Source organism: Paenarthrobacter sp. NPDC092416, from assembly GCF_044755025.1.
In the GTDB taxonomy this organism is placed as follows: Bacteria; Actinomycetota; Actinomycetes; order Actinomycetales; family Micrococcaceae; genus Arthrobacter.
In genome coordinates this window covers 91,628-117,095 of record NZ_JBIVQG010000006.1, presented here as the reverse complement: position 1 = coordinate 117,095, position 25,468 = coordinate 91,628, and the positions used below count along the sequence as shown (strand labels likewise).

At 62.2% G+C, this 25,468-nt stretch carries 26 protein-coding genes; 15 read left to right on the top strand and 11 right to left on the bottom strand.

Annotated features, from left to right (window positions below):
* Positions 1-44: 44 nt before the first annotated feature.
* The 6 genes from ACIQC5_RS13005 (at position 45) to ACIQC5_RS12980 (ending at position 6,670) form a co-directional block, all read left to right on the top strand.
* A complete protein-coding gene (locus tag ACIQC5_RS13005) occupies positions 45-1,346 on the top strand; it encodes an extracellular solute-binding protein (RefSeq protein ID WP_400282724.1) in 1,302 nt (433 codons plus the stop codon).
* 53 nt (positions 1,347-1,399) lie between these two features.
* Complete coding sequence (locus tag ACIQC5_RS13000; RefSeq protein ID WP_400282721.1) at positions 1,400-2,293, top strand: carbohydrate ABC transporter permease; 894 nt, start codon at positions 1,400-1,402, stop codon at positions 2,291-2,293.
* A complete protein-coding gene (locus ACIQC5_RS12995) occupies positions 2,290-3,150 on the top strand; it encodes a carbohydrate ABC transporter permease (RefSeq protein ID WP_400282718.1) in 861 nt (286 codons plus the stop codon). Before ACIQC5_RS13000 ends, ACIQC5_RS12995 begins: the two co-directional genes overlap by 4 nt.
* A 63-nt stretch (positions 3,151-3,213) precedes the next feature.
* Positions 3,214-4,122 carry a nucleoside hydrolase gene (locus ACIQC5_RS12990; protein ID WP_400282715.1) on the top strand — a complete coding sequence of 303 codons (909 nt, stop codon included), beginning with the start codon at positions 3,214-3,216 and terminating at the stop codon, positions 4,120-4,122.
* A 152-nt stretch (positions 4,123-4,274) separates the two neighbouring features.
* Positions 4,275-5,897, top strand: a complete 1,623-nt coding sequence (locus ACIQC5_RS12985) for an SLC13 family permease (protein ID WP_400282712.1) — start codon at positions 4,275-4,277, stop codon at positions 5,895-5,897.
* Between the two features lie 269 nt (positions 5,898-6,166).
* Positions 6,167-6,670 carry a hypothetical protein gene (locus ACIQC5_RS12980; RefSeq protein ID WP_400282710.1) on the top strand — a complete coding sequence of 168 codons (504 nt, stop codon included), beginning with the start codon at positions 6,167-6,169 and terminating at the stop codon, positions 6,668-6,670.
* 47 nt (positions 6,671-6,717) lie between these two features.
* On the opposite strand, the gene ACIQC5_RS12975 is transcribed toward ACIQC5_RS12980, so the two are convergent.
* The 11 genes from ACIQC5_RS12975 to ACIQC5_RS12925 form a co-directional block, all read right to left on the bottom strand.
* Complete coding sequence (locus ACIQC5_RS12975) at positions 6,718-7,914, bottom strand: glycerate kinase (protein ID WP_400282708.1); 1,197 nt, start codon at positions 7,912-7,914, stop codon at positions 6,718-6,720.
* Between the two features lies 1 nt (position 7,915).
* Complete coding sequence (gene dctA / locus ACIQC5_RS12970; RefSeq protein WP_400282705.1) at positions 7,916-9,379, bottom strand: C4-dicarboxylate transporter DctA; 1,464 nt, start codon at positions 9,377-9,379, stop codon at positions 7,916-7,918.
* Between the two features lie 119 nt (positions 9,380-9,498).
* Positions 9,499-10,596, bottom strand: a complete 1,098-nt coding sequence (locus ACIQC5_RS12965) for a tartrate dehydrogenase (protein ID WP_400282702.1) — start codon at positions 10,594-10,596, stop codon at positions 9,499-9,501.
* A 130-nt stretch (positions 10,597-10,726) separates the two neighbouring features.
* Positions 10,727-11,623 (bottom strand): LysR family transcriptional regulator, encoded by an 897-nt coding sequence (locus ACIQC5_RS12960; protein WP_400282699.1) that lies wholly within the window; start codon positions 11,621-11,623, stop codon positions 10,727-10,729.
* Positions 11,624-11,720: 97 nt separating this feature from the next.
* Positions 11,721-12,707, bottom strand: a complete 987-nt coding sequence (locus ACIQC5_RS12955; protein WP_400282697.1) for a hypothetical protein — start codon at positions 12,705-12,707, stop codon at positions 11,721-11,723.
* 159 nt (positions 12,708-12,866) lie between these two features.
* Positions 12,867-13,454 (bottom strand): thymidylate kinase, encoded by a 588-nt coding sequence (locus tag ACIQC5_RS12950; protein ID WP_400282694.1) that lies wholly within the window; start codon positions 13,452-13,454, stop codon positions 12,867-12,869.
* 98 nt (positions 13,455-13,552) lie between these two features.
* Positions 13,553-14,788, bottom strand: coding sequence for a ZIP family metal transporter (locus tag ACIQC5_RS12945; protein ID WP_400282691.1), 1,236 nt, complete (start codon positions 14,786-14,788; stop codon positions 13,553-13,555).
* Entirely contained in the window at positions 14,788-15,876 is a 1,089-nt protein-coding gene (locus ACIQC5_RS12940) for a multicopper oxidase domain-containing protein (protein WP_400282688.1), read from the bottom strand. The genes ACIQC5_RS12945 and ACIQC5_RS12940 overlap by 1 nt, the downstream gene beginning before the upstream one ends.
* Before the next feature lie 201 nt (positions 15,877-16,077).
* Complete coding sequence (locus ACIQC5_RS12935; RefSeq protein ID WP_400282685.1) at positions 16,078-16,911, bottom strand: enoyl-CoA hydratase/isomerase family protein; 834 nt, start codon at positions 16,909-16,911, stop codon at positions 16,078-16,080.
* Positions 16,908-18,152, bottom strand: a complete 1,245-nt coding sequence (locus tag ACIQC5_RS12930) for a CaiB/BaiF CoA transferase family protein (protein ID WP_400282683.1) — start codon at positions 18,150-18,152, stop codon at positions 16,908-16,910. The genes ACIQC5_RS12935 and ACIQC5_RS12930 overlap by 4 nt, the downstream gene beginning before the upstream one ends.
* Before the next feature lie 27 nt (positions 18,153-18,179).
* Positions 18,180-19,550 (bottom strand): SLC13 family permease, encoded by a 1,371-nt coding sequence (locus ACIQC5_RS12925; protein ID WP_400282680.1) that lies wholly within the window; start codon positions 19,548-19,550, stop codon positions 18,180-18,182.
* A gap of 115 nt (positions 19,551-19,665) precedes the next feature.
* On the opposite strand from ACIQC5_RS12925, the gene ACIQC5_RS12920 reads away from it, so the two are divergent.
* The 9 genes from ACIQC5_RS12920 to ACIQC5_RS12880 all read left to right on the top strand — a co-directional run bounded on the left by ACIQC5_RS12920 (position 19,666) and on the right by ACIQC5_RS12880 (position 25,443).
* Positions 19,666-20,430 (top strand): IclR family transcriptional regulator, encoded by a 765-nt coding sequence (locus ACIQC5_RS12920; RefSeq protein WP_400282677.1) that lies wholly within the window; start codon positions 19,666-19,668, stop codon positions 20,428-20,430.
* Positions 20,431-20,655: 225 nt separating this feature from the next.
* Positions 20,656-20,814, top strand: coding sequence for a hypothetical protein (locus ACIQC5_RS12915; RefSeq protein WP_400282674.1), 159 nt, complete (start codon positions 20,656-20,658; stop codon positions 20,812-20,814).
* Between the two features lie 13 nt (positions 20,815-20,827).
* The gene (locus ACIQC5_RS12910; RefSeq protein WP_400282671.1) at positions 20,828-21,109 is read left to right on the top strand and encodes a hypothetical protein; all 282 of its coding nucleotides are present in this window, start codon (positions 20,828-20,830) and stop codon (positions 21,107-21,109) included.
* Positions 21,110-21,230: 121 nt separating this feature from the next.
* Positions 21,231-21,434 carry a hypothetical protein gene (locus ACIQC5_RS12905; RefSeq protein WP_400282668.1) on the top strand — a complete coding sequence of 68 codons (204 nt, stop codon included), beginning with the start codon at positions 21,231-21,233 and terminating at the stop codon, positions 21,432-21,434.
* Positions 21,410-21,901 carry a hypothetical protein gene (locus ACIQC5_RS12900; RefSeq protein ID WP_400282666.1) on the top strand — a complete coding sequence of 164 codons (492 nt, stop codon included), beginning with the start codon at positions 21,410-21,412 and terminating at the stop codon, positions 21,899-21,901. Before ACIQC5_RS12905 ends, ACIQC5_RS12900 begins: the two co-directional genes overlap by 25 nt.
* On the top strand, positions 21,898-23,127 hold the full coding sequence (locus ACIQC5_RS12895) for an Nramp family divalent metal transporter (RefSeq protein WP_400282664.1): 1,230 nt from the start codon (positions 21,898-21,900) through the stop codon (positions 23,125-23,127). The genes ACIQC5_RS12900 and ACIQC5_RS12895 overlap by 4 nt, the downstream gene beginning before the upstream one ends.
* Positions 23,124-23,549, top strand: coding sequence for a hypothetical protein (locus tag ACIQC5_RS12890; RefSeq protein ID WP_400282661.1), 426 nt, complete (start codon positions 23,124-23,126; stop codon positions 23,547-23,549). Before ACIQC5_RS12895 ends, ACIQC5_RS12890 begins: the two co-directional genes overlap by 4 nt.
* The gene (locus ACIQC5_RS12885; RefSeq protein ID WP_400282659.1) at positions 23,536-23,871 is read left to right on the top strand and encodes a PRC-barrel domain-containing protein; all 336 of its coding nucleotides are present in this window, start codon (positions 23,536-23,538) and stop codon (positions 23,869-23,871) included. The genes ACIQC5_RS12890 and ACIQC5_RS12885 overlap by 14 nt, the downstream gene beginning before the upstream one ends.
* 42 nt (positions 23,872-23,913) lie before the next feature.
* Positions 23,914-25,443 carry a CHAD domain-containing protein gene (locus ACIQC5_RS12880; RefSeq protein ID WP_400282655.1) on the top strand — a complete coding sequence of 510 codons (1,530 nt, stop codon included), beginning with the start codon at positions 23,914-23,916 and terminating at the stop codon, positions 25,441-25,443.
* The last annotated feature ends 25 nt before the right edge of the window (positions 25,444-25,468 follow it).

Here is a 25,468-nt window from a genome sequence, read left to right as displayed (position 1 = left end):
AGATGCTCCTCTCGCATTCGACTCAATCTCCAGAAAGGCTTCCCGTGAAGCGCAAACTCCTTGCAGCGACGTCGCTGTTGGCGGCCGGAGCGATCTTCCTCGCCGGCTGCTCCACGAGCTCACAGAATTCAGTTCCGTCACTGGGAAACGACGGCCCGGGAACCGGGACCGTCAACCTCCTTGGTCCTGAAGATCCGGCAACATTCGGCCCTGTCATTGCCGCCTTCCAGGCCAAAAACCCGGACATCACTGTGAAGTACTCACAAGTGCCCTTCGACCAACTGAACCCAACGCTTCAGCAGCGCCTTGGGGCCAAGGACGACACGATCGATGTCTACACGGTGGATCAGCCCCGGCTGTCCCAATTGGCTGCCCAAGGATTCCTTGAGGACCTGAGCAGCCTGAAGGAGCCGGCCAAAGCCGCCGTTCCGGACGCGCAGTTCAGTGTGAACCTTTACGATGACAAGCTTTGGGCACTGCCCATCTGGAACTCCACCCAAATGCTGTTCTTCAACAAGACAGCCCTGGATGCGGCCGGCGTGAAGCACCCATCGGCTGACCCCTCCCAGCGCATGACGTGGGAACAGATCGTTACGGATGCCAAGAAAGTCCAGGCGGCGGGAACCCAGTACGGCCTGCTCTTGGAACAAGTCGAGGCTTACTACCAGCTGCAGCCGCTGGTTGAGTCTGCAGGTGGTGGATCCGGCATCACAGGCGACAAGATGCTGACCACCGATATCAACAATGCAGGCTGGGAAAAGGCCATGCAGTGGTACGCGGAAACGTTCGCGTCGGGACTCTCTCCTCGGGGCATAGGCGGCTTCCAGACCAGCCCCGTCTTCACCTCCGGAAACGTGGCGTACTTCGTCGGTGGTCCTTGGGATGTTGGCGGATTCGCCAAGACGAACATCGATTGGGGCGTGGCACCCATGCCGTACTTCCAGGGCGGAAGCCAGGTAACGCCAACAGGTTCGTGGTCGTGGGGCATCAATCCCGCATCCAAGAACAAGGCGGCCGCCAAGAAGTTCCTGGAGTTTGCATCCCTGGACCCGGCGGGAAACCTCGCCACCACCGAAGCCACCACCATCATCCCGGCCAACAGCGCAGCAACGGCCCAGTATCTGCCCAAGCTCGAAGCCTTGGGCGGAGACCACAGCAAGGGACTGGCCGAGCTGATCGCCCACGAAAACACCCAGACAGCAAAACCGCGCCCGGTCAGCGTTGGCTATATCCAGTTCGAAGAAATCATGGGCAAGGCCTTCGCTGATATCCGAAACGGGACTCCGGTTAACGAGCGGCTGAAGCAGGCATCCCAGCAGATCACCGATGCTTGGAAGCAGCTCTAGCCATGTCTCCCTCGCAAACAACCAATCGTCCACCTGCAACGGACCATCGAGCCGTGGCTGTGCCTCCGGTCCGTCGCAGGAGGCGTGCATCGTTGGTGGCAGTGGCGACCGCGTTCCTGGCTCCCGCTTTGATCAGCCTGATAGTGCTTCGTCTTGCACCCGCGGGTGTGGCCCTGTGGGAGAGCCTGTTCCGGGAAAGCTTCCTGCGCGGCGGAACAGTGTTTGTGGGCTTTGAGAACTATGCAGACCTCTTTGGCAATGCAGACTTCAACAACGCCCTCTTGGTGACGCTCGTCTTTTCGGCAATCGTGAACCCTCTCCAGATTGCAGTGTCGTTCTTGCTTGCTGTTCTCTATACCCGTAAGGCTGCCGGCGCGAAGGTTTGGCGCTCCCTGGTGGTCCTTCCCATAGCAGTCCCGCCCGCAGTTTCGGCGGTTGTGTGGAGCGTTATCTACCGGCCGGACGGCCTGGGTAATTCATTCCTTGACCTTCTGGGACTTCCGGCGCAGCCGTTCCTGACCTCGCCACAGCAGTCGCTCGCTTCCATCATGGTGCTCTTGAGCTGGATCGGCGTCGGCTATTGGATGCTGTTCCTGATCGCCGGTATCAACGATGTTCCCAACGAACTCTACGAGGCCGCATCCATTGATGGAGCCTCGGCATGGCGGAAGCTCTGGTCCGTCACGTTCCCCTTGGTCCGTCGACCTCTTGCCTTCGTCCTGGTTGCCGACACCGTTTCCAACTTCCTGATTTTCGCGCCCGTCCAAATACTCACAAAAGGCGGCCCGTCAGGTTCCAGCAACCTGCTCATGTATGACATCTACACCCGGGCTTACACCCTCGGAGACCTTAGTAAAGCCCAAGCGGAAGTGATCATTCTCGTGTTACTGACCCTCGCCGTCGTCGCCGTGCAATTCCGGCTGCTTCGGAGCTCTGATGCGGCATGAGTGCGGCAGCCGCGACCAAAGCTCCGGGGCGCCGGACCCTTGGCTACATCGCGCTGAGTGTCCTGGGCGCCTGCGTTGGGCTGCTCTTCCTCATCCCGCTCTGGTGGACGTTCGTTAATTCGCTCAGGCCCGGCGGCGATACGTTCCGTTACCTCAACCCCTTGCAATGGGAGACGTTCTTCACCCTGACGCCGAACCTGGACAACTATGCCGAGCTGCTGCGCAGCAACCTGGGGCTGGCCATGCTGAACTCGGTTTTCGTCAGTGCAGCCACCGTGGTGATCGGCCTCGTGATTTGTTCCATGGCAGCGTTCGCCCTGGCTGCGATCCCGTTCCGTGGAAGCGGTGCCGTCTTTGTGGTGGTTGTGGTGAGCTTCCTGATCCCGTTCGACGCGATCGCCATTCCCTTGGCGGACCTCTTCCGTGACTGGAACCTGCAGAATACGTATGCCGGGCTCATCCTTCCCGGTCTGGGCAACGGCATGGCGATCTTCCTGTTGCGGACGTTCTTCCTGGCCATCCCCAAGGATCTCGTGGAGGCCGGCCGCTTGGACGGGTTGGGCTGGTGGGGCATCTTCCGGCGGATCTATCTGCCGCTATCAGTTCCGTCCCTCATTGGTGCTGGTCTGACGCTCTTCCTCTTCCAATGGCAGTCCTACGTTTGGCCGTTGCTCAATGGCACGGACGAGCAGCACATCCTGGGTCCTATCGCCCTGTCCAATCTCCAAGGCCAGTTCAACGTGGACTACGGCGTGATGTTCGCTGGATCGATAGTCCTGACGGTGATTCCGCTCGCCATCATCATTGGGTTCCAGCGCTACTTCATCCAGTCCGTCACCACCACCGGGCTCAAGTAACTCCCTATCAACCTCCTCGGCATGGCACAGCCCTGCCCGAAGCAAACTAAAGAAGGAACAACCATGGGTGCTCAGCACCGCATCATTCTTGACACTGACATTGGATCCGACGTCGACGACGCACTGGCTTTGGCCCTGATCCTTGGCTCGCCCGAGGCTGAACTCCTTGGCGTCACCACCGTGTACGGCGACACCCTGCTGCGGGCGCGGCTCGCAAAGCGGTTCGGCAAACTGTCAGGCCGGGACATCGCCGTACATCAAGGAATTGCCAGCCCCAAGTCAGGCCGCGAAGTGTGGTGGCCCGGCCACGAGGGTTCCCTGCATGAAGGACTTCCGCAGGAAATCATCGAGTCCGAGGACGCTGTCGCGTATCTCGTGCGGGAAGTCGCCAGCCATCCCGGGGAGATCGACGTGATGGCAATCGGACCCCTGACGAACATCGCAGCGGCTCTTGAAGCTGATCCAACATTCGAGCGCAATGTGCGGCATCTGTGGATCATGGGCGGAGCGTTCGGCACGGGCGAGACCGAGCACAATTTCCGCAGTGATGACCAAGCCGCGCGGACCGTTTTCGCTTCCGCCCTCAACATCACCGTCACCGGCCTCGAAGTGACCCGCCAAGTGGAGATGCGCCGAGACCAGCTGGAACTGATCGCTGCGGCCGGCCCGCTGGGAGAAGCGCTCGACGCCGATATCCGGCAATGGTGGGCGTTCTGGAACGAGGAATGGAATGTCCCGCACGACCCCATCACAGTCCTGACGCTGCTTCGCCCCGGTCTCTTCGAAGTGTCCACACCCGGTACCGTCTCGATCACGTGCGACGGCGATTCGGCGGGCTTGAGCACGTTCACCCCTGATCCTGAGGGCAGGGTTCGTTGCGTCACCACCATCGACGCCCAAGCAGTCGCCAACGAAATCAGCACCAGAATCGTCAAGGCGGGCAGGCTGCTGCACGACGTCGAGACTCCCTGAGCCTGATGATGCCGTCACTGTCGGGCGAAGCGCGTGCTTCGTTCCGGCAGTGACGGCATCCCCGTGCTTGGATTCCTTGCCAAACAGTGGCACGCTGATGCCCACTTGGGGTGAATGCAGAGCGGTTGACTCTGCGCAGGGGAAGGACAGGGATGCCCACCGATGTGCCAGCAGGCTCCGCGGGTCCGCCCGCACGGACTGACGTTTCCGCTGCACTGTTGGGTGGGAAAACGTTCCGAAGCCTCAGCGAACAAACCCTCTCACCCAAGGAAGAACAGTTCGAACGAGGCCGCCAAACGCTCGGGCTGTTCCTCGCCCCAGCCGTGGCAGTGGTTTTTGCCCTCCTGCCAGTGCCCATGGACCGGACCCAGCAGCTCCTCGCCGCCGTGCTGTTGGCGGTCATCATCCTCTGGATCTGCGAGCCTGTGCCCATCCCGGTCGGAGGACTTCTTGGGGTAGCGGCCATCGTGCTGCTCGGAATCGCCCCTGCGGGTGACGTGCTTGCTCCTTTCGGATCGACCACGATCTTTACCTTCATTGGGGCGTTCATCCTGGCGCAGGCGATGCTCAAACACGGTATCGCGCAACGGCTCGCCTACGCCGTACTTTCGTTTCCGGGGGTGGCCAAGTCAACGTACCGGGTGATCGTCGCGTTCGGGGTCATCACGTGCATTCTGTCGGCGTTTCTGTCGAACACGGCTACCGTGGCAATGCTGATGCCGACGGCGCTTGGGATACTCGCTGTGATTGCCGAGCTCCTCCAGGACCGCGGAGTCGTAAAGCCCGACTTTGACCCGCTCCGGCTCCGCCTTGGTGCTGCGCTGATGCTCATGCTGGCCTACGGTGCCAGCGTTGGTGGTCTGCTTACCCCTGTGGGTTCCCCGCCGAACCTCATCGGCCGTGGACTGATCGAGGAAGCAACCGGGGAACGAATTTCCTTCGCCCAGTGGATTGCCACGGCGGCACCGCTCTGCCTGGCCATGTTCGTGGTGCTCGCACTGCTCATGTTCCTGCTCAACAAGCCAGAAATCCGGCGGCTCGAAGGAGTCGAAGAGTACATCCGCAAGCAAAAAGCCCTTCAAGGCCGGATGTCCCGGGCCGAGGTGAACACGCTTATCGCCTTCGCAATGACCGTGTGCCTTTGGTTACTGCCTGCGGCGGCAAGCCTGGTCTGGGGCACTGACTCCGCTATCTACAATTTTCTGGACGACCGGCTGGATGAGGGAATAGTGGCCGTTCTGGGAGCGTCGCTGCTGTTCATTCTGCCGACCAACTGGAAGGAACGCCGGGCCACCCTGACGTGGACCGACGCCGCAAGGATCGACTGGGGAACCATCATCCTGTTCGGAACGGGCATCATTTTCGGTTCGTTGCTTTCAGCGACGGGCTTGGCCCGGACCATTGGGACGGCCGCGTCTCAGAACCTGAACGTCACCAACATTGTGGCCATCACCGCATTCGCCGCAGTTCTGGCCGTCCTCATTTCGGAGACGACCAGCAACACGGCTTCGGCCGCCGTCGTGGTCCCTATCGTCATTCCACTCTGCCAAGCGATGGGAGTCGATCCGATGGTGCCCGCGTTGGCCGCCACGTTCGCGGCATCGTTTGGGTTCATGCTGCCGGTGTCCACGCCACAAAACGCGATCGTTTACGGTTCCGGCTGTGTTCCGATCACGCGGATGATCCGCACCGGCATTGCCTTCGACGTCATCGGAGCGCTGCTCATCATCGGCATCATTCCTGTGATGGTGGCGGCTACGGGGATCGGCCGCTAGCCAAGGCTGTCAGGCTCCCGGCATGATGATCAGCCCGCTCGCATGCCGGCCGGGGCTGGTCTGCCTCAGAAGGCCGCGACGTGTGGTTTTTCTATTCGATGGAGAGTAATCTCAGCCGCGATGCCCTTCTTCACTGGCATCTGCCAGGCGGCCTCGGGGAACGGCCGCTGTCAGGGACTTGTCCCGTGAGCGCAGGCACTTGGTCTCCCTCCACAATTCATGGATGGTGCCGCGGAATACACTCGCTCCGCTCGAAATCGAGGAACCCCATGAAAAACAAAAATGCGCTCAGGCTTGCGCCGGTTGCAGTACTGGTCGCTGCCATGCTGTACCCCGCTGTGCCGGCGGCAGCCGCCTTGCAATTACCCATATCGCTTCCAGCAGGCGAGGGCTGTTCGTTTGCTCTGATGCTCGATGGATCTGGTGGCATCATCCAGACAACAGAATTCAAGGACAAAGACGGCAACGTGGTACGCGTTCTCGAAGCCGGCAAGGGCGTCCTCCTGACATACACGAACCTCGATACCGGGGAATCTGTCACGATCCGGACTGACGGTTCGGTGGCCAGCACGCGGGTCAATGCCGATGGGACGCTCACGGTTACGGCAACGGGCCACAACGGACTGATCTTGTTTCCCACGGATATCCCTGCAGGACCTACGACTACGCATTACATTGGCAAATTGGTCTACGACATCGATCCTGTGACCGGCGTGTTCACTTTCGTGACGAGCTCAGGCCAGCAGCGGGACATCTGCGAAGAACTGGGGTAGAGGCGGAATGGCTGGCCCGGTTTCCGGGCCAGCTGCGGACCGCCGTCCTAAACGCCCACAGCATCCAGCACGCTTTGGCCGATGTCCTTGCCAATGCGACGAAGCAGCTTCCTGGACAACTCAGGATCCTTCGCGGAGTCCAACGTTGTGTAGTCAGCCAGCGCATACACGCAGGACAAGGACATCTCGGACCACCGCTCTTGCGGCAGCAGCGAACGGCCGGCGACGGCGATGATGGGCCGGGTGCCGGAACGGCGGGCGACGGCGGCGGGCAGCTTCCCTGCGAGCGTCTGCTCATCGATGCTGCCTTCGCCGGTGATCACAAGGTCGCAATTCTCCTTGCGGGCATCGAAGTCCAGGAGGTCCAGAAAATAGTCCGCCCCTGAAACCTGGCGGGCACCCAGCAGGAGGCAGGCGAACCCGATCCCGCCGGCACTGCCGGCACCCGGCTGCTCTGCCAAGGACGCGGTCTCAGCCTGCGAATCGCGGCCTGCCCAGGAACCCACTGCAGCAGCCCCAGAGCCGGCGAGCACCGAAACGAAGTGCGTCAGACCGGCGTCGAGCGCTGAAACATCGGCGGCAGAACAACCCTTCTGCGGCCCGAAAACGGCGGGCGCGCCGTCGGATCCGCACAGCGGGTTGTGGACATCGCTCGCGAGGATGAGTTCCACGTCCACCAGTTCCGGGACCAACGAGCCGGACACCGAATGCACAAGTGAGAGTGAATGCCCGTTGCCTGGCAGGGAACGCCCAGACGAATCCAGGAACCGAAGGCCCAGCGCTGCGAGCATGCCCATGCCGCCATCGGTACTCGAACTGCCGCCGAGGGCCAGCACCATTCGCCTCGGCTTGAGGCTGAGGGCAAACAGTACGGCCTCTCCAAAGCCGCGGCTGGATGCTTCCAACGGCGCGAGTCCGGCGTTGGGCAGGACGGCCAAACCGCACGTGTTCGCGACCTCCACAACTGCCGTGACGCCGTCGAACGCGATGTCTGCCTTGACGGGCTGGCCCGTGGGGCCGGCGACAGTGCAGTTGTAACGGCCGAAGCCGGAGGCGACGGCGGCATCAACGCTGCCGTCACCTCCGTCCGCGAGTGGAAGGATCTCGCAGTGGATCGCCCCGGATGTGCCGTGGGCGGCACTGAGTCCCGCCGCCAGGGCTTCCGCAACCTCGCCGGCGGTGAGGCTGCCTTTGAACTTGTCAGGGGCGATGAGCACGGTCTTCGGGGCGGTGGTGTTGGTCATGTCAGATGGATTCCGAGTAGGCGGGACGGCGGTCGGCGGAGGCGGCGGGTACAGGAGGTGACGGTACGACGGCGGCAGAGTGCTCGGGTGCTTCAAGGGGGTCTGTCTCGTCCTCCACAGGGACTACTACGGCATCATCAGTTGGCACAGGCTCAAGGATCTCGCCGGCGAAGACGCGGCGGGCGCGGTCGGTGTCCAGCGTGCGGTCCCAGCGGGCGATCACCAAGGTGGCCACGGCGTTGCCCGTGAAGTTCACCAGGGCCCGGCACTCGGACATGAACTTGTCGATGCCGAAGATCAGCATGATGCCCGCAGCAGGGATAGTGCCGAGGGTGGTCAGCGTGGCGGTGAGCGCGATGAATCCGCCACCGGCAACGCCTGCCGCACCCTTTGACGTTAGGAGCATCACGGCGAGGAGGCCGAGCTGCTGGCCAATGGTCAGGTCCGTGTTGGTGGCTTGTGCGATGTACAGGGCAGCGAGCGAAAGGTAGATCGCGGCGCCGTCCAGGTTGAAGCTGTAACCAGTGGGAACAACCAGGCCAACAGTCTCCTTCTTCACTCCGGCATGCTCGAGCTTGCGCATCAGGCCGGGGAGAGCAGGCTCAGCGGTAGAGGTGCCCAGGATGAGCATGTATTCCTCTTTGAGGTGCCGGATCATGGTGAAGATGTTCAGCCGCAGCATGGCCATGATGGAGCCGAGCACAACAATCACGAACAGTATGGAGGTGCCGTAGAACAGCGCAATCAATCCGCCCATGCTGGTCAGCGACGAGACACCGTACTTGCCAACGGCGAAGGCCATGGCGCCGAACGCACCCAGCGGAGCGGCCTTCATGATGAAGCCCAGGATCTTGAACATCACGCCGGTGAGCCGTTGGACGCCGTCCAGTACAGGTGCGCCAACCTTGCCCATGGCGTTCAGGGCGATGCCGAACACCACAGCAATGAAGATGATCTGCAGGATGTCGCCCTCAACGAACGGGCCGGCGATGCTGTTGGGAATGATGTGCGTCAGGAACTGCCACCACTCTTGGTGCTGTCCCGCGTCGATCAGTTTCGCAGCCGAGTCGGAGGTCTTGATAGTGCTGGCGTCTGCGTTGACTCCGTCACCCAGACGGAAAACGTTGATGGCAACAAGGCCGAAGACCATGGCACAAATGGTGCCGATCTGGAAGTAGGTCAGGGCCTTCAGTCCAGTCATGCCGACTTTCTTGAGGTCGGCAACGCTGGCGATTCCGCCCACGATGGTCAGGAACACGATGGGGCCAATGAGCATCTTCATCGCGTTCACGAACGTGGTGCCGATGGGTTCCATGGCGATGCCCGCAGTCGGAGCGAGCCAGCCCAGGAGGATGCCGACCACGATCGCGGTGAGCACCCAGAAGTACAACTGCCGGTACCAACGGGTCTTGTTTGGCGCTTTCCTGCTGGTGGCCGCTGCGCCGGCGGTGGTGATGTGTTCCATGATTCCTACCTCATTGTGGAATGTCTCTGGAGAAGCTGAAGGATGTGGGGAAGGACGACGGCGGCCAGACGGCCGCCGTCGTACGTCGTCTAGGTTGGACTGATTTAGGTGCTGGTGCCTTAGACGGCAGCCAAGGTGCTGACGAGTGCCGAGATGATGGCCTCGGTGACGTCATCTGTGGTGGCGTCGCCGCCGACGTCGCGGGTCAGGTGACCGGAGCCGGTGGCCTGTTCGATGGCTGCTTCGACACGGCGGGCTTCGTCGTGCAAGCCGAAGTGGTCCAGCATGAGGGCGGCGCTGGCGATCGCACCGATCGGGTTGCTGATGCCTTGGCCCGCAATGTCTGGTGCGGAACCGTGGACCGGCTCGAACATGGACGGGAAGCGGCGCTCCGGGTTCAGGTTGGCGCTCGCCGCCAGGCCAAGGCTGCCGGCCAGGGCTGAGCCGAGGTCTGAGAGGATGTCGGCGTTCAGGTTGGACGCCACCACCACGGACAGATCCTCCGGCTTGAGGATGAACTTGGCGCTCATCGCATCAACCAGCACGCTCTCGGTCTGCACATCCGGGTAGTCCAGCGAGACGCGCTGGAACGTTTCGTCCCAGAGGACCATGCCGTACTGCTGTGCGTTGGACTTGGTGACCGAGGAGACCTTCTTCACCGTGCGGGTCCGGGCGAGGTCGAACGCGAAACGCATGATGCGTTCACAGCCCTTTTCCGTGAAGAGCGCGGTCTGGAGGGCGACTTCATTGCCGGGACCGCGGCCGCTCAGGTTGCGTCCGCCGAGGCCGGCGTATTCGCCCTCGCTGTTTTCACGGACAACGATCCAGTCCAGCTCGGTATCGTCAGCCTTGCGGAGCGGGGACTGGATTCCGGGGAGGAACTTGACCGGGCGGATGTTGGCCCACTGGTCAAAGTTCTGGGTGATGTTCAGGCGCAGCCCCCAGAGGCTGATGTGGTCCGGGACGTTTTCCCAACCAACGGCTCCGAAGTAGATGGCGTCGAAGTCCTTGAGGGCTTCAAGGCCCTTGGGGTCCATCATTTGCCCCGTCTTCTCGTAGTAGCCGCAACCCCACGGGAATTCGGTCCATTCGAAGGCGAACTTGCCGTTGGAGTTCTCGGCGAGTGCGTCCAGCACGCGGCGGCCAGCGGAGACAACTTCCTTGCCCACGCCGTCAGCGGGAATCGATGCGATGGTGAATTTCTGGGTGGCGCTCATGCCTACCTCCTCGTTGAGTTTGTTAGCAGTGAGCCTGTTATCGGGGTCACACTGTTCTTCCTCTTCAAGTAGACGTTTGAGGGGTAGTTGGCGTCCAAGACTTAGTTTCGATACGTCTGATAGGTAGGGCCTATGTATTTCTTGTGGCGTGATCTCTGGCGACGTCCAGGAACGCTGTGGCCGCCGGAGTCAGGTTCTCCTTGCGGCTGAGAACAGCGACATCCAGGTGGCTGATTGGTTCTATCAGCAACGTTCGCAGCCCGGCTTTGTGCGCAGTGGGAGCCCACGATGACGGCATGACGGCGTGCCCGACGCCCGCCAAAACCAAGGGAAGAATTGAGGTCCGGTGGGCAACTTCCACCACGATCTCCAGTTCAATGCCGTGGGCGATTGCGTCGTCCACGAGCCAGCGCATGAGCGAACCCCGCTGGCTGGCGATAAGTCGATGGCCGTCCAGATCCTCCCGCTGGATGGCCTGATCCGTGGCCTCGAAGGTGTCCGCCCGCGGGTTGACTATGAGAATCAGCGGCTGGCGTTCGAGTTCAAGAACTTCCACGCCTGGCACCTTGATTGCCGTGGGGGAGCCCGCAAGGCCGATCTCGCTGCTGCCGCTGCGGACTGATTCGATCACCTCTTCCGGCGTGAAGGCGGCCCCGACGTCGAGCCGGACCCACGGGTGGAGTTTGGTGAAAGCGGCGATCATGGAGGTGAGGGGCTCAATGCCGGGGGACGGCATGGTGATGATGTCCAGCCGACCGCTGCGCATGCCCCGCAATGATTGGACCGCGGATTGGGCTGCGTCCAGGTCCCGCATCACCAGTCGAGCGGGGCCGATGAGTTCCTTGCCTGCCTCGCTGAGGACTGCCCGCCGGCCGATGCGGTGGAACAAGGGAACGCCGAGCTCTTTCTCAAGGCTCGCGATGGTTTGGGACAGCGACGGTTGGGCGATCAGCAGATGCTCGGCTGCCCGGTTGAACCCGTCATGATCCACGACGGCGAGGAAGTACTTGAGCTTGCGCGTGTCCATGGTCCGGGGTCCTTTGGGGCGGCGTGCGGGAGTAGATAGTCTATGCCTATCAATTCCCGCCCACGGGTGCGGCGTCCTGCGGCGATGCCGCGCGTGCTCAGCCTGCCGCTGATGAGGCCGCGGTAGTGACGTCCATTCGCCGGCGGCGGATCAGGGCCAGTGCGACCGTGCCCGCCAATCCGATGGCCAAGGCCGTTAAGACTCGTGGGCCGGCTTGGCCTTGGGGTCCGAGTGTGGCGGCGAGGATCTGCCGGCTCATGAGTGCCATCTCATCCAAGTCACCCAGGGTGATGCGCGTGCCCAGTACGTAATTCACTGACGTGAAGATGGCGGGGACCAGCCACAGCAAGGCCAGGTTCGCGGTCCATACAATGGCGCGGCTGGCTGGACGAAGCCCGCACCAAGCCAAGGCCGTGCCCACAAGCACGGGCGGCAGCCAGTAGATCCCCGTGAGGACCGCCGAGGGGATGTCGCCGGGGCCTGTTGCGTTTACGGCCCACTCGGTGATCCAGGATGCGAAAGGCAATGCCATGAGTCCTGCGCCAAGAGTCGCCCAAGCTCTTGACTTGGCCGACAACAGCAAAACCGACAGGAAGCTCGCCACCACGGCAACCAGTGCTCCGGCGAGAAGGCCTGCGAGGTAAAGGCTGGAACGCGAGCCAGGCTCCAACCCTCGTTCCACCACTGCAAAGGCTTGAACCGTCGCCGTGCCGTGCACTGCGAAAACTCCCGCCAGCGCGCACCAGGTCACCAGCCGCCGTCGTGCGGGCGCCCAAGCACGCACCGCCAAACCTGCGACGGCGCCGCCTACAGTCATCAGCGACAAGATCACGGTGACCTTGTATTGGCTGACGGGCAGCAGCGATAAGGGCATGTCGGCCGGCAGGGTTTGGGTTGACCACAGATTCTGCAACGGAAGGATGGCGCCCGTGGTCAACCATGGGGCCAGGCCCAAGAGGGCTGACGTGACTCCGAGCAGTAGGGCAAGGGGTGCGGTCTTGCCGATGTTTGGCAGCTTGTTGGTCCGGGTGGTTCCTGCAAGTCCTGCGGGCTGAGGAGTGTGGTGGTGGATCGGGTGGCTCACGGAAATCCTTCAGCGTCAGGCGGGCATGGGTGGGCCGGATCTGGTTCAAAAATTAAGGGATCGAACCAGAATCATATACCGAATGGATTAATGCGCTGAAGTGGTTGGGATGTGAGAGAAGGTTGGGCTAAAGCGGTTGGGATGTGAGAGAAGGTTGGGCTAAAGCGGTTGGGATGTGAGAGAAGGTTGGGCTAAAGCGAGTCGGATGTGGGAGAGGGTTGCTTCGGGATCGCCGTTGGCGTCCACTTCCAGGAATTGGTCGAATTCGGGGAGGGATCGGTAGGCGTCGCGGAATGCGATCAGGTCCGCCAGCGTCTCTGAATCGGTTCCCCGAGCCATGACGCGGCGGCAGGCCCGCTGGGGGTCGACGTCGAAATGGATCATCAGATCCGGCGACGGAAGCGCCTTCAGCAGCCACGGCAAGAATCGGCCTCGGGGCAGGCCTGCGGCCTCCCGCAGGGCGAGTTGGCAATGCAGATGGCGATCCATCACCACCAGCCCATCAAAACGCGAGGCCCGAGCATGGGAAATGAGGACGTTCACCACGCGGACGCCGGTTTCTATGAAGTCGGCCAGACGGGCCGGTGGTTTCCAGCCAATTCGTGCGCCGATCAGGGACAACCTCCGCCGGGCCGCGTGGTTGCTGAGCAGCAGCGCATTCCTGCTTTCGGTGCGGGCAGAATCAACCAAGGCGCGGGCCGCCGTCGTCTTTCCTGAGCCGTCGATTCCTGTTAGAACAATGAGCATGGGGCCTCCCGTCGTCTCTCTTTCAACGAGGGGACCCGCCGTCTTGTGCCGACATGAGGCACACGTCACGTTCCAAGCCACTGAAGCCGCTCCGGAAATCAGGCTTGGACGAGAAGCCCCGTAGCGAACATGATGCCGAGTCCGAGGATGATGCCGGTTGAGGCAATTGGACTGAGGACTTTGCCACTCATGCCCTTCATGAGGGGCAGGATCTTGAGGGCAACCTGGGCTACGGCGCCGGCTCCCAGTCCCAGCAGGAAGGCCGAGAGCGCGGGTTGGTAAACGGTCGCGCCAATCACGGCCCCACCAATGGCCGGAGCTCCGGCGATCAAGCCAAGCACCGCAAGCCAACCGAGGCGGGCGGGTTCCTTGGCCAGAGGTGTGACGATGGCCAGACCTTCGGTGGTGTTGTGGATCGCGAAGCCGACAATCAAAGTGGCGCCGAGCGCCAGGGAGCCTACCGCGTACGCGGAGCCGATGGCGAGTCCTTCGCCAAGATTGTGCAGGCCAATGCCGATTGCGATCAGCAAGGCCAAGCGGCGGGGGGCCAATGCGGTTGGCTTGTCCGCACGTGAAAGATCCTGGTGTCGGCGCATCCACGCGTCCGAGCCTTCAAGGACAAGGAAAGCAACCAGCGCGCCGAGGAACACCACCAAAGGTCCGCCAAACGCGCCGCTTCCGGCCACAAGTTCCATGCCCTCAAAGGTGGCATCGATCGCCAGGAAAGCCAGCAGTCCTACCGTGACACCGAGCAGCAACCTGATCCACGATGCAGAGGACCGGCGGATGAATGGCATCCACAACATGCCCAGGGCGACCGGAATCACCCCCACATAAATGCCGAGCAGAGTCATCAGCCCGAAGAAGGACGTGCCGCGTTCAGGGCTGAGCGCGGCAGCATCGATCGTGGCCGGAATCTTGCCGCCAACGGACGTGACCAGTGCGATCTCGTACGGATCGCCTTCCACCCAGCTGTAACTGATGGTCAGCGTTGTGGCCTCGAGGGGCGCCATGGTTTCGCGGGTTTGGGTGAACGCGGCGTAGTAGTCGGAGACGTTCACCTGTGCGATCGTGACCGGGTCCGGCCCTTCGTTCCTTGCCGTGATGACAATCTGCCCCGGCAGAAGCCGGACATCTTCGACGGCGACTTCCTCCTTGGGTGGGATGCCTTCAGTCAGCCTCGCCAGACCTGGGCCGTTGAACACCGCGAACGCTGCCATCAGAAGGGCGATCAGGATCAGCGGGCCGATGCCCAGCAGCCAGCCCGGCAGGGAAGGGCGGGGTTCTGCCGGCGAGGTGACTTTCGCCGTCGTGCGCTTTTCTTCAATGCTCATCAGGGATTCACCTCGAAGAAGCCCATCCATCCGAGTTCGGCGAACTCTGTCTTGTGCGCGTGGAACATGTACTTGCCGGGGTAGGGGAAGCGGATTTCGACGATGCCGCGCTGACCCTGCACTTGGGAGATGGTGTCCGTGAATTCGCTCGGCGTGAGCATGGTCCCGGTGGGGTAGTAGTGGAAGAAATTGCCGTGCACGTGGAAGGAATTGATGGGGTCGTACTCGAGCACGTTGATCAGGTGGATCCTCACCAGGGCGTTTTGCTTGACCTGCACCGGGTTGTCCATGAAGTGGAATGGCAGGCCGTTGACGGAGTAGAACTCGTTGTCGTCCCCGCCGTCGGTGTTGTAACCGTTCATCACCATGACCATTTCGTCGTCTGCTGCCGGACGGCCTTGCTTTGGCTCGATGATGAAGCCCCCGTACAAGCCTTTTGCAATGTGCGGCGCCAGCGGCGACTGGTGACAGTGGTAGAGATGCGTCCCGAACGGCGTCGCGTCGAACTCATACGTGAACGACTGGCCCGGGCCGATTGAGCCTGCTCCAATACCGGGTGTCCCGTCCATTTCGGCGCGGTGGACTCCGTGGAAATGCATGGTGTGCGGGTGCGAACCGGCGTTGGTGAAATGGATCCGCAGCACGTCTCCCTCCCGCGCCCACAGCGTGGGGCCCGGGATCCTGCCGTTGTAGCACCATCCTGGGAACGTCACGCCCGGGGCGATTTCGAAGTCCTTATCGACGGCCACGATGTCCCACTCGCGGAGTGTCCGTCCGTCCGGGAGGGTACTGGTCTTGCCGCGGTCGAAGTCGTGGAGGATGGCGGTGGGATCGATGCCGGCCCGGTCGGGCGGGACCGCGCCGCCGGCAAACCCGGCGTGGCCGGCGTGACTCGTGACGTCTGTATGTGCCGTGGTTCCGGACGTGCCTGCTGTCGACGCCGGACGGGAACCTTCTGCCGGAGTGCCCTGGGGGTCGTGGCTGCTGTGATTTTCGGCGGCGCTGAACGCCGGGACCGCAGCGATTGCCGCAGCGCCCGAGAGCATCGACCGCCGGCTAAGGAGCTTCTCCACCATGGATTTAGGCACGCCGACTCCTGCAAATTCGTAACTAGTAACACTATTGTTCGCCTAGCCTAACAGTTGGAGGCGTGGCGTCACCAGATCAGGAGAATGGCGCTCATCAGACACATCGACCACATCATCCCCTGGCACACAGGAGGACCACACCAGCAAGCGCCAAGCCTCCGTCAGCGCAGACCGGAAGCTGATCGGACGGGGGGAAGCGGATCAAGTCCGGGGTGACCACGTGAACTGCGGATGCTCGCGATTGAGGAACGCGCTGATGCCGATGCTCATGTCGGGGCTGGCGGGCATGGCTGTCCAGGCGTCTGACCATTCCTGATCGATATTGGAGGGGTCGGCACCTGAATGTGGTGCGTCAGTCAGACCGACCAGCCGCTTCATGGCATGCATGGAGAATCGCGACCGGCTTCGGAGCGAACCGAGAAGCTCGAGACACTGTTCTTCAAACGAACCGTCAGGTACGACGTCGGCAACCAGCCCCAGCTCCTTGGCTTGCGTGGCGCCGAAAGTCTGGCCGGTCAGGAGGATGTACTTTGCGTTGGCGTGTCCCACCAGCCGGACGAGTCGTTCGATCCCGGGCCGGGGGTAGATGATGCCAATTTTCGCCGGTGTCAGCCCAAAGACCGAACGCTCGTTGGCGATGATGAAGTCGCAAGCCGAAGCGATCTGCCAGCCGCCACCCATGCAGGCCCCCTCGACAATGGCGACGCTCGGTTTGGAAAGCGACGTGATCGCTTGGTCGGCCAGGCTGAGGTGGTCAACCAGCGAACCATCGGGCTGCTGATCCAGCAATACTGACGAGAGTTCACTGATGGCAGCGCCGGCACAGAATGTACCGCCTGCGCCGCGGAGCACCACGACGCTGACCTGTGGATCGGCATCAAGGCGGGGCATGAGTTCCTGTAGCTCCAAGCACATTGCCTTGGTGAGGGCGTTGCGCTGGCCTTGGTTATCAATCCACACCGTAGCAACACTGTCGTTGATCGAGGCGGCTATATGAGCTGTCTGGAAGGCCGCGGTCTTCAAGGAAGTGGTCATCGTCCTGCTCCCATCGTTGCGGCATCCAAGACGGCACCATCCAAAGCGCCGCCGCACCTAACGCGCCCTTCGCGCTCAAGCCGGGTGACGTCGTCGTGCGTCATTCCAAGTTCCTGCAGTATTTCGGCGGTGTGCTCGCCAAGCAGTGGCGGCGGCGAGTGGATTTCGCTCGCTTCACCGTCCAAACTCAGCGGCCCGCGGAGGAGCGGCAGCTCAGAGCCGTCCCGTCGCCTGCTCTGTTGGACGAGGCCCAGAGCGGCAACTTGCTCTGAGGCCAGGGCCTGCGGGTAGTTGTAGATGGGTCCGCAGGGAATTCCGGCCTGACTGATCAGGGAGACCCAATCGGCCGAGGGCTTCGTGGCGAGAGAGGATTCAATGAGTTCGGTAAGGACTGACCTGTTCGCCGAGCGGTCCGCGCCAGTGATGAAGCGAGGGTCCTCCACCGCTGACGGAATGCCCAGCACTGTGCAGAAGGCTTTCCACTGTTTGTCGCTGCCGACCGCGATGTTGATGGATTCCGTTGCGGTGGCGAACATGCCGTAAGGGGCGATGACCGGGTGGTTGTTGCCTTGGGGAGCTGGTGCTTCGCCGAGGCTGAGCGCCTTCTGCCCTTGGAATGCGGACAGGTTCAGCGCCGTTTCCAACAACGACGTCGATACCCGGCTGGCGCGCTCACCCTTACGGACTCCGAGCAGGGTGGCCACGATCCCGAACGCGCAGACCATGCCGGACGTGATGTCAACGATCGGAACGCCCACGCGGTAGGAAGTGCCGGGGCCGGGCCCTGTGACGGACATGAGCCCGGACATTCCCTGGATTACTTGGTCCAGGCCCGCGTCGTCCTTGAGTGGGCCGGTGTTGCCGAAGCCGGTGACGGATCCAACCACAAGCTCCGGGTTGAGCTCTTCCAGCCGTGATGCCGTCAGCCCCATCTTCTCCAGCGTGCCGGGTTTGAAGTTTTCCACGAGTACGTCGGCCCCGGCGATGAGTGTGGAAAGGATGTCGCGCCCCTCGGCTGAGTAGAAGTCGAGGCACACGGAGACCTTGTTGCGGTTCACGGAATCGAAGTACAGGCTGTGGCCGTTGTGGAACGGCGGCCACTGCCGGGCGGTGTCGCCTCCGTTGATGCTTTCGACCTTGATGATCCGGGCACCCATGTCCGCCAAGAGCGCTGTGCAGTATGGGCCGGCAAGGGCTCGGCTGAGGTCGATCACGGTGATTCCATTGAGTGGCTTAATCATGCTGATTGTCCTATCGATGTAGAGGGTCTAGAGGCTGGAGGGCAGCACCAAGGTGCCCACCAGCAGGAGCGGGCCGAATACCACCATGGACAATCCCCAGCGCGTGAGGAGTTTGGTGATTCTGGGCCGTTCCTCCTCGTCGACGGTGGCCACGAAAGTGGCGCCGACTGTGGAGAACGGTGAGACGTCAACGATCGAGGAACACACGCCCAGTGCCGCGATGACCGCCCATCCTGCGATGTCTCCGGAGGCAACCAGTGGCAGCGCCAGCGGCACCAGCGCCGCAAGCATTCCGGTGGTGGATGCGAACGCGGACACGAGTCCGCCGATTGCGCAGATCACCAGCGCGGCCAGCAGGGGAGTCCCGACGGCGCTGGCTGCTTCGCCGAGCAAGGCGACGGCGCCCATGGTCTGAAGCACCCCCACGAACGTGATGATCCCGCCCACCAAGAGGACGGTGGACCAGTCGATCTTGGTGACAGCTGATTTGCCGGACTGCGGGTCGCAGAGGGTGAGGACGGATGCGAAGGCGAAGCACAGGACGCCAATGTCCGGGCTGGATCCCAGGAGGGACATGAGTATGACAGTGACTACCAGGCCCGCCATACAAAGAACCGTGATGATCTGGTTGCGGTTCAGCCTGGCAGGCTTCGGCGTCGCGGCGTGGGGTTCTTCCAGAACCTGAACGGCTTGCTTGCTGCGCGCAATGTTGCCTTCGCGCTCAAACGGGTGCGACGGCGTGGGGCGGCTTGCGCTGAAACGTGGGACGTTGCTGCCGAAACCGTCAGTGGTTCGAGCGTTGAGCAGCTTGAACCCGCCGAACAGGACGTAGGCCGTGGCCAGGAGCAGGACGTTGGCGCCCAACGCCACGCTGAAGAGGACCAAGGGATCGAGGTCGATGCCGGCCGCCCGGGCGGTGCCGTAGGTGACGATGCCGAAAAGGCTGGTGGGGGCGAAACCCCCGGCGCTGAGACCCGATCCGATGGCTATGCCCATGAGCATCCGGTCAATGCCGTAGCGCTTGGCCAACGGCATGCCGATGGGTGCCATGACCAGTCCGGCCAAAGGCGAACCCATGGCCGAGATACCGATGGTCAAGGCGAAAAACGCCAGGGGAAGGAAGAATGCGCGGTCGCCGACTTTGGCGATGGCCATTTCGATAATGCGGTCAATGGTTCCGTTGGCTTGGGCGATTGCGAAGAAGTAGGTCACTCCGACCAGCAGCACAAGGATTCCGATGGGAAAGCCGGCTACCACCTTGTCGATGGTCATGCCTGCCATCCAGACGCCGACGCCGGCAGCGGCTGCAAACATGAGCACTCCGATGTGCACTTTTCGCAGGGTGGCCAGGACGAAAACGCCAACAAAGATGATGAGGGCGGCAATCTGTAAATCCATAAGTCTCGTTCTCCAATCAAACTTCATCGGTTCACTGGATGAACCATTGGTTCATTTTTGGAAATCGCCTGTAATGTAGATCAGGAACTCGGGGCGGTCAAGAGGGAGAGAGTGGATGAGCACTCAGAGCGTGGTCACAGCGATACGGGTGCTTGAAGCCGTGTCCGACAATCAACCTGCGGGCTTATCGGAGCTGAGCCGTGAGGTGGATGTCCCCAAGGCCACAGTGCTGCGCATGCTCAGGACCCTCGCGGAGCTGGGGTGGGTGGTGCAGTCCGAAACCCAGGCTGGAAAATGGGTGCTCACCAACCATGCCTTCGCCGTGGCAAGTCGAGGAAGCAGCGGTTCGGTGATCCGCGACGCGGCCATGGGACCTCTGAATGCGCTGCAGCTGGATACCACGGAGACGGTTCACCTTGCGGTGCCGGACCGTGGGTACATGCTCATCATCGAACGCCTCGACACCCCGCATGTCCTCAGGGCTTTCCTGCCGCTGGGCTCGCGGCTGCCCATGCACGCCTCGTCCACGGGCATCGCCTATTTGTCCGCTGCTGAGGATGCCTTTGTTGATGAGTATTTGGCGGGGCCTTTGGAGGCCGTGGCGCCGCAAACGGTGATCGACCCCGTTCAGCTCAGGGCCATGATTGTCGACACGCAAGCGCGGGGTTACTCCATCAATGAGCAGGGGCTTAGTGCGGGGATTACGTCCATCGGCGTTCCGGTGCTGGGGCCGGGAGGCGTGGCGGCCGGATCCATCTCGATTTCAGGGCCGTCCAGCAGGATTGTGCCCGCGAAGTACCAGGAGTATGGAGACGCCGCAGTAGGCGCCGCAAGGGAGATTGGTCGAGCGCTCGGGGCGTTTTCCGGCAAGGGATACTAAGTTTCCTTACTAAGGCCCTATTCGAAGGCGCGACCCACGTTTATCATGATGCTGTGTACGTGCTTCCGGCGGGCTCGGCCCGTTCGAACCCTCGTGGGTTGGGGCGCGTAAGCGAGGTGGAGAGCAATCTCCTTTTCGGTGCCCGTTGGCCTGGGTGGAACCTTTCGGGGTCCCAGCGGACGCCTTCTTGAATACATAAAATTCATTGAAGGGATGCGTAGCTAAATGAACACACTTCTCATCATCGCCGGCGTTATCGCGATCGTCTTGTTGCTTGTTGGCGGATTCAACCAAGCCCTTAGCTTCCTGCTCTGGGTGGGAATTATCCTGCTTGTCGTTGCCCTCTTGGGCTGGGTCCTGGGCAGGGGCCGGTCTCGAGTATGAGGACTGAACCCGAATGACCACCGAACCAGCCGAAGCCACCGGACAAAATGAGATTCGGGACGGAATTTCGGCGACAGATCATCCCATTCCGCGGGATTTTGAGACTCCCGAAACCAGCGACCTCGTGCCTGCGGAACCGTCATCCAAGGACGGTCCGGACGGTCCGGACGGTCCGGACGATGCGTCCGACGCGGGAGCCAGTGAATCGGCCAGTCCGCCAGGACCTGCTGAGGAAGAGGATGAGCAGGTAGGCGATGATCGCGCCCTGACAACTGAGGCAAACCCTACGGACTGACATCTCCTGGTGTAGCCGCGGTCCGATCCGCATCGGGCCGCGGCTGCATCTGTTGTCTGGTATCGATTTATCAGTATGCTTACTAATAACTGAGCACACTCGTCTGTCGATGGAGAAAGTGATGCGAATCGGTTCTATTCTTGGGCTGATCGTGGTGGTATGGCTCATCGTTGGGGCGGTGGCAGCGGGGCAGCGCGGCTACTACACCTCGCCACCTGCTCAGTGTTCCCAATTCGCCACCATTGCCCTGAACATCGTCGCCGGCCCCTTGAATTACCTGGGCATGGACCCGCAGGCGGGTTGCGAGATTCCGCAGCCATCGTGATCCGGTCCGGAAGGGCCCTGGCGGCAACTCTTGTGATGCTGGCGGTACTCGCGGGCGCGCTGGCCGCGTGCTCGCCCCGGCCTGCTGCTGACGCCCTGGAAGGGCCCGCCAAGTCGGTCTCCGCAGCCGTGCGGGCAACGACCCTTGCCGTGGACCTCCGCAGCAGCGACCGCACGACGGCGGCGGCCGGCACTACGGTTGCCGACGACATGCTGGGCGAAGTCGAGTCCGCCATCGACGAGGTTGAAAGCATTGCGCTGATTCAAGAGGAGCGGGGGCTCCGAGATGACATGTTGGCCGCGTTCTCCGTCGTCGCCCGCTCCATCCTGCACGCCCGCGATGCCATGACCGTCCCTTCGGGTGAGTCCGGGATCAAGCAGCCCGGCCAACTGCCGGAGATTCTGGGTGAACTGCGGCGAGCAGACGATCAACTTCACACGCTGATGGCCAAGGCCGGCATCCGGTGAAACGCCTCCTCGGTGTTGCGCTTGGCATCCTGACGGCGATCGGGGGCTTTGTTGATATCGGGGACTTGGTGACCAATGCTGTAGTGGGTTCGCGCTTCGGACTTTCCTTGGCATGGGTGGTGGTTGTCGGCGTCGTGGGAATCTGCCTGTTTGCGAATATGTCCGGAAGGGTGGCCGCAGTCTCGGGCCGGGCAACCTTTGAGGTCATTCGAGAACGGATGGGACCACGAGCCGGGCTGGCCAATCTGGGAGCCTCCTTCCTGATCAACCTGATGACTGTTACGGCTGAGATCGGCGGTATCGCCTTAGCGCTGCAGTTGGCCAGTGGCGTGGCTTACCTGCTCTGGGTTCCGTTTGCCTTGCTGGCCGTGTGGTTGGTGATTTGGCGGGTGAAGTTCAGCATCATGGAGAACGTCACGGGGCTCATGGGTCTCTCTCTGGTGATCTTTACGGTCGCGCTGTTTCTTCTCAAGCCTGATTGGGGTGTTCTTGCGGCCCAGGCCTTCACCCCGTCGGTGCCGCAAGAAGAGAACTCCGGCGTGTATTGGTACTACGCCATCGCCCTCTTCGGCGCCGCTATGACGCCCTACGAGGTGTTCTTCTTCTCATCGGGCGCCGTTGAGGAACGTTGGAAGGTCAAGGACCTGATCCAGTCCCGCATCAACGTCCTCCTCGGTTTCCCACTCGGTGGGTTCCTGTCGGTCGCGATCGCCGCATGCGCCGCCGTCGTACTCTTGCCTGCCGGGATCAGCGTCACGACGCTTTCCCAGGTCGCGCTGCCCGTCGCGCAGGCCGGTGGCCAGCTGGCCTTGGCTGTCCTGATTCTGGGGGTCGTGGCCGCTACGTTCGGTGCGGCATTGGAGACTACGCTTTCAAGCGGCTACACGCTGGCGCAATTCTTCGGGTGGTCGTGGGGCAAGTTCCGCCGCCCGGCGCAGGCTGCACGCTTCCACATGGCCATGATTGTTTGCCTGCTGGCGGGTATTGCGATTTTGGCCACGGGCGTCGATCCCATCCTGGTAACCGAGTACTCGGTGGTGTTCTCGGCAATTGCCCTCCCGCTAACCTATTTGCCCATCCTGATCGTGGCGAACGACCCCCAATACATGGGAGAGCATGTGAATGGGCGGGCCGTGAATGTCATGGGGCTGATGTACCTGGTGATCATCCTGGTTGCCTCACTGGCGGCCATACCTCTCATGATTGCGACGGGAGCAGGCGCATGAGCGCTGCCAAGCGAAACATCCAGCCCAAGGAACTCAAACCTGCGCCGCGTCCGGCCGGGTTGGTGCTCGACGCCCAACTGCACTTGCTGGACCGTCAGATGTTGGACGTCGACGGCGTACCCGTCACCACCGTTGACGACGTCGAGTTGAGCGGGCCCCCGCTTGGCGAACCGATTCCCGAAGGCACACCGCCGCCGCACATCACAGCTTTCCTGACCGGTCCGGTGCTGGGCACGCGAATCTTTGGCGGCAGGCCGCCGTCGAGCAGGCTGATTCGCGTCTCGTGGGACGCGGTAGCCGGGGTTGGCACCGTGGTTCAGCTCGGAGTCCGCTCGGACTCCCTGGACGCCTCGTGGGTGGAGAGATGGCTGCAAACGCATGTGATCGGTCGGATTCCGGGAGGTCGCCATGATCCTGACTGACGTGCTGGGCAGCGATGTTGCGGACAGTGGAGGAGGGCGACTGGGTGAGGTCTCGGATGTCCGGTTCGCACTGGACTCTGCACCCACGCAGCTTCTGAGCCAGGCCCGGCTGGTGGGCATCGTGGTGAGTCCCAGGACGGCGTCGTCGTTCTTGGGCTTTGAGCGGCAGGGTCTCACCCAGCCGTGGCCTGTGGCGCAACTCCTGCGATGGTGGCACCGAGGATCGTTCCTGGTTTTATGGGAAGACATTGGCATGATGGGTCCGCAGAAGGTGACGCTGCGCCCGGGATACGTGGCCTACGATGCGGGGCTCCAACGGTAAGTGACCAGAAATTGATAAGTTTACTTAGGGAGGATCACGGCAATGACACCATCCAGCAGTGTGGAGGCCGAGCGGAAGTTCGACGCCGGTGAGTCCGCCGATCTTCCCGAGCTCGCGAAGATCGACGGCGTCCATCGGGTAGGCGAACCTGCCCGCCACAGCTTGGAAGCTGTCTACTTCGACACCCGTGACTTGGCCTTGGCCGTCCGAGGGATAACCTTGGGCCGCAGGACCGGCGGTCCCGACGCTGGATGGGACCTCAAAATCCCCCACAGTGCCGGCAAACGGACGGAATTCCACGCACCACTGGGCCAAGCCGACACTGTGCCGGTGGAACTGATGGACCGCGTGCTCGCCTACTCCCGAGGACACGCGGTGACCGCTGTCGCCAGGCTCTCCACCGAGCGCACCATCTACGCCCTGTACCAGGAGGACGGCGGGCGGATGGCGGACTTCGTGGACGACCACGTGCAGGCACACGCTTCTGTAGGAGAAGGCAGCGACCTTCAATGGCGGGTGTGGGAGGTGGCGCTGGCAAGCGCAACAGATGACGGCGCGGCAGACGTTTTCCTCGACGCCGCCGCAGCCCGGTTCAGCCAGGCTGGGGCAACACCCAGCAGCCACGCCCCCACGTTGGCCCGGGCGTTGGGGGATTCGTGGCCGCAGTTACGCGGAACCGGACGCGATGCCCCCAAACGCAATGGGCCCGCAGTTAGTCCGGTCCTGGACTACTTGGACGCACAAGTCGCCGAACTTCTCCGCAGGGATTCGCACGTCAGATTGGGCCGGGAGGATTCCGTTCACAAGATGCGGTCCGCTACCCGGAGAATCCGCTCGGTGCTGCACAGTTATCGAAGGCTCTTCAAGAAGGCCCCGGTTCGGTCGCTGGAGGCCGAGCTGAAGTCGCTTGCCAAAACCCTGGGGCGCTTCCGCGACGTAGAGGTCCTTCACGAAAGGCTGCGCCGCGACCTGAACGAACTTCCCGGAAAGCTGGTGTTGGGCCCAATCCATGACGAACTGGACGAGCGAATGGGGGTCCGGGGGGATACCGCGATGGCAGCTATCCGGACCCGACTCACCAGCCCAAGGTACTTCCGGCTGTTGGACGATCTCGATGCCTTCATCGAGTCCCCGGGGTTGTCGCCGCGAGCAACAAAGCCTGCCCGCAAGTCGACGGCGAAACTCGTCAACAAGGCCGCTAAACGACTCGGTAAACGTCACGACACCGCGGTGGGTGCCGCCGTCGGACCGTCACGCGACACGGCATTTCACGATGTCCGCAAGTCCGCCAAGAAGCTGCGCTTCGCCGCGGCCGCCGTCGAGAGCATTCACGGCAAGCGTGCCGCGAAGCTGGCAGAAGAAAGCCACACCGTCCAGAGAATTCTCGGCGAGCACCAGGACAGTGCGGTTGCCCGCGCCGAACTGCTCACATTGGCTTCAGCGGCCGACGTCGGCAGCAGCGCCTTCACGTACGGGGTTCTGCATGCCGCCGAACGCAACGCGGCCGATGCCGCCCAACAGGCATACCTGCGCCGCGGGAAGAGGCCCCGGAAGCTCCGGCTCAAAAAGTAGGAGTTTGTGTACAGCCAACGCCCCT

Excerpts from the sequence above, each read along its gene's own strand:
- dctA (WP_400282705.1), bottom strand. The coding sequence starts at position 9,379 with ATGGAACACATCACCACCGCCGGCGCAGCGGCCACCAGCAGGAAAGCG.
- ACIQC5_RS12950 (WP_400282694.1), bottom strand. The coding sequence starts at position 13,454 with ATGCTCATTGTTCTAACAGGAATCGACGGCTCAGGAAAGACGACGGCG.
- ACIQC5_RS12880 (WP_400282655.1), top strand. The coding sequence starts at position 23,914 with ATGACACCATCCAGCAGTGTGGAGGCCGAGCGGAAGTTCGACGCCGGT.
- ACIQC5_RS12930 (WP_400282683.1), bottom strand. The coding sequence starts at position 18,152 with ATGATTAAGCCACTCAATGGAATCACCGTGATCGACCTCAGCCGAGCC.
- ACIQC5_RS12945 (WP_400282691.1), bottom strand. The coding sequence starts at position 14,788 with ATGAGCATTGAAGAAAAGCGCACGACGGCGAAAGTCACCTCGCCGGCA.
- ACIQC5_RS12885 (WP_400282659.1), top strand. The coding sequence starts at position 23,536 with ATGATCCTGACTGACGTGCTGGGCAGCGATGTTGCGGACAGTGGAGGA.
- ACIQC5_RS12985 (WP_400282712.1), top strand. The coding sequence starts at position 4,275 with ATGCCCACCGATGTGCCAGCAGGCTCCGCGGGTCCGCCCGCACGGACT.
- ACIQC5_RS12905 (WP_400282668.1), top strand. The coding sequence starts at position 21,231 with ATGCGAATCGGTTCTATTCTTGGGCTGATCGTGGTGGTATGGCTCATC.
- ACIQC5_RS12975 (WP_400282708.1), bottom strand. The coding sequence starts at position 7,914 with ATGACCAACACCACCGCCCCGAAGACCGTGCTCATCGCCCCTGACAAG.
- ACIQC5_RS12920 (WP_400282677.1), top strand. The coding sequence starts at position 19,666 with ATGAGCACTCAGAGCGTGGTCACAGCGATACGGGTGCTTGAAGCCGTG.
- ACIQC5_RS12890 (WP_400282661.1), top strand. The coding sequence starts at position 23,124 with ATGAGCGCTGCCAAGCGAAACATCCAGCCCAAGGAACTCAAACCTGCG.
- ACIQC5_RS12995 (WP_400282718.1), top strand. The coding sequence starts at position 2,290 with ATGAGTGCGGCAGCCGCGACCAAAGCTCCGGGGCGCCGGACCCTTGGC.
- ACIQC5_RS12910 (WP_400282671.1), top strand. The coding sequence starts at position 20,828 with ATGACCACCGAACCAGCCGAAGCCACCGGACAAAATGAGATTCGGGAC.
- ACIQC5_RS12965 (WP_400282702.1), bottom strand. The coding sequence starts at position 10,596 with ATGAGCGCCACCCAGAAATTCACCATCGCATCGATTCCCGCTGACGGC.
- ACIQC5_RS12915 (WP_400282674.1), top strand. The coding sequence starts at position 20,656 with ATGAACACACTTCTCATCATCGCCGGCGTTATCGCGATCGTCTTGTTG.
- ACIQC5_RS12980 (WP_400282710.1), top strand. The coding sequence starts at position 6,167 with ATGAAAAACAAAAATGCGCTCAGGCTTGCGCCGGTTGCAGTACTGGTC.
- ACIQC5_RS12925 (WP_400282680.1), bottom strand. The coding sequence starts at position 19,550 with ATGGATTTACAGATTGCCGCCCTCATCATCTTTGTTGGCGTTTTCGTC.
- ACIQC5_RS12960 (WP_400282699.1), bottom strand. The coding sequence starts at position 11,623 with ATGGACACGCGCAAGCTCAAGTACTTCCTCGCCGTCGTGGATCATGAC.
- ACIQC5_RS12990 (WP_400282715.1), top strand. The coding sequence starts at position 3,214 with ATGGGTGCTCAGCACCGCATCATTCTTGACACTGACATTGGATCCGAC.
- ACIQC5_RS12935 (WP_400282685.1), bottom strand. The coding sequence starts at position 16,911 with ATGACCACTTCCTTGAAGACCGCGGCCTTCCAGACAGCTCATATAGCC.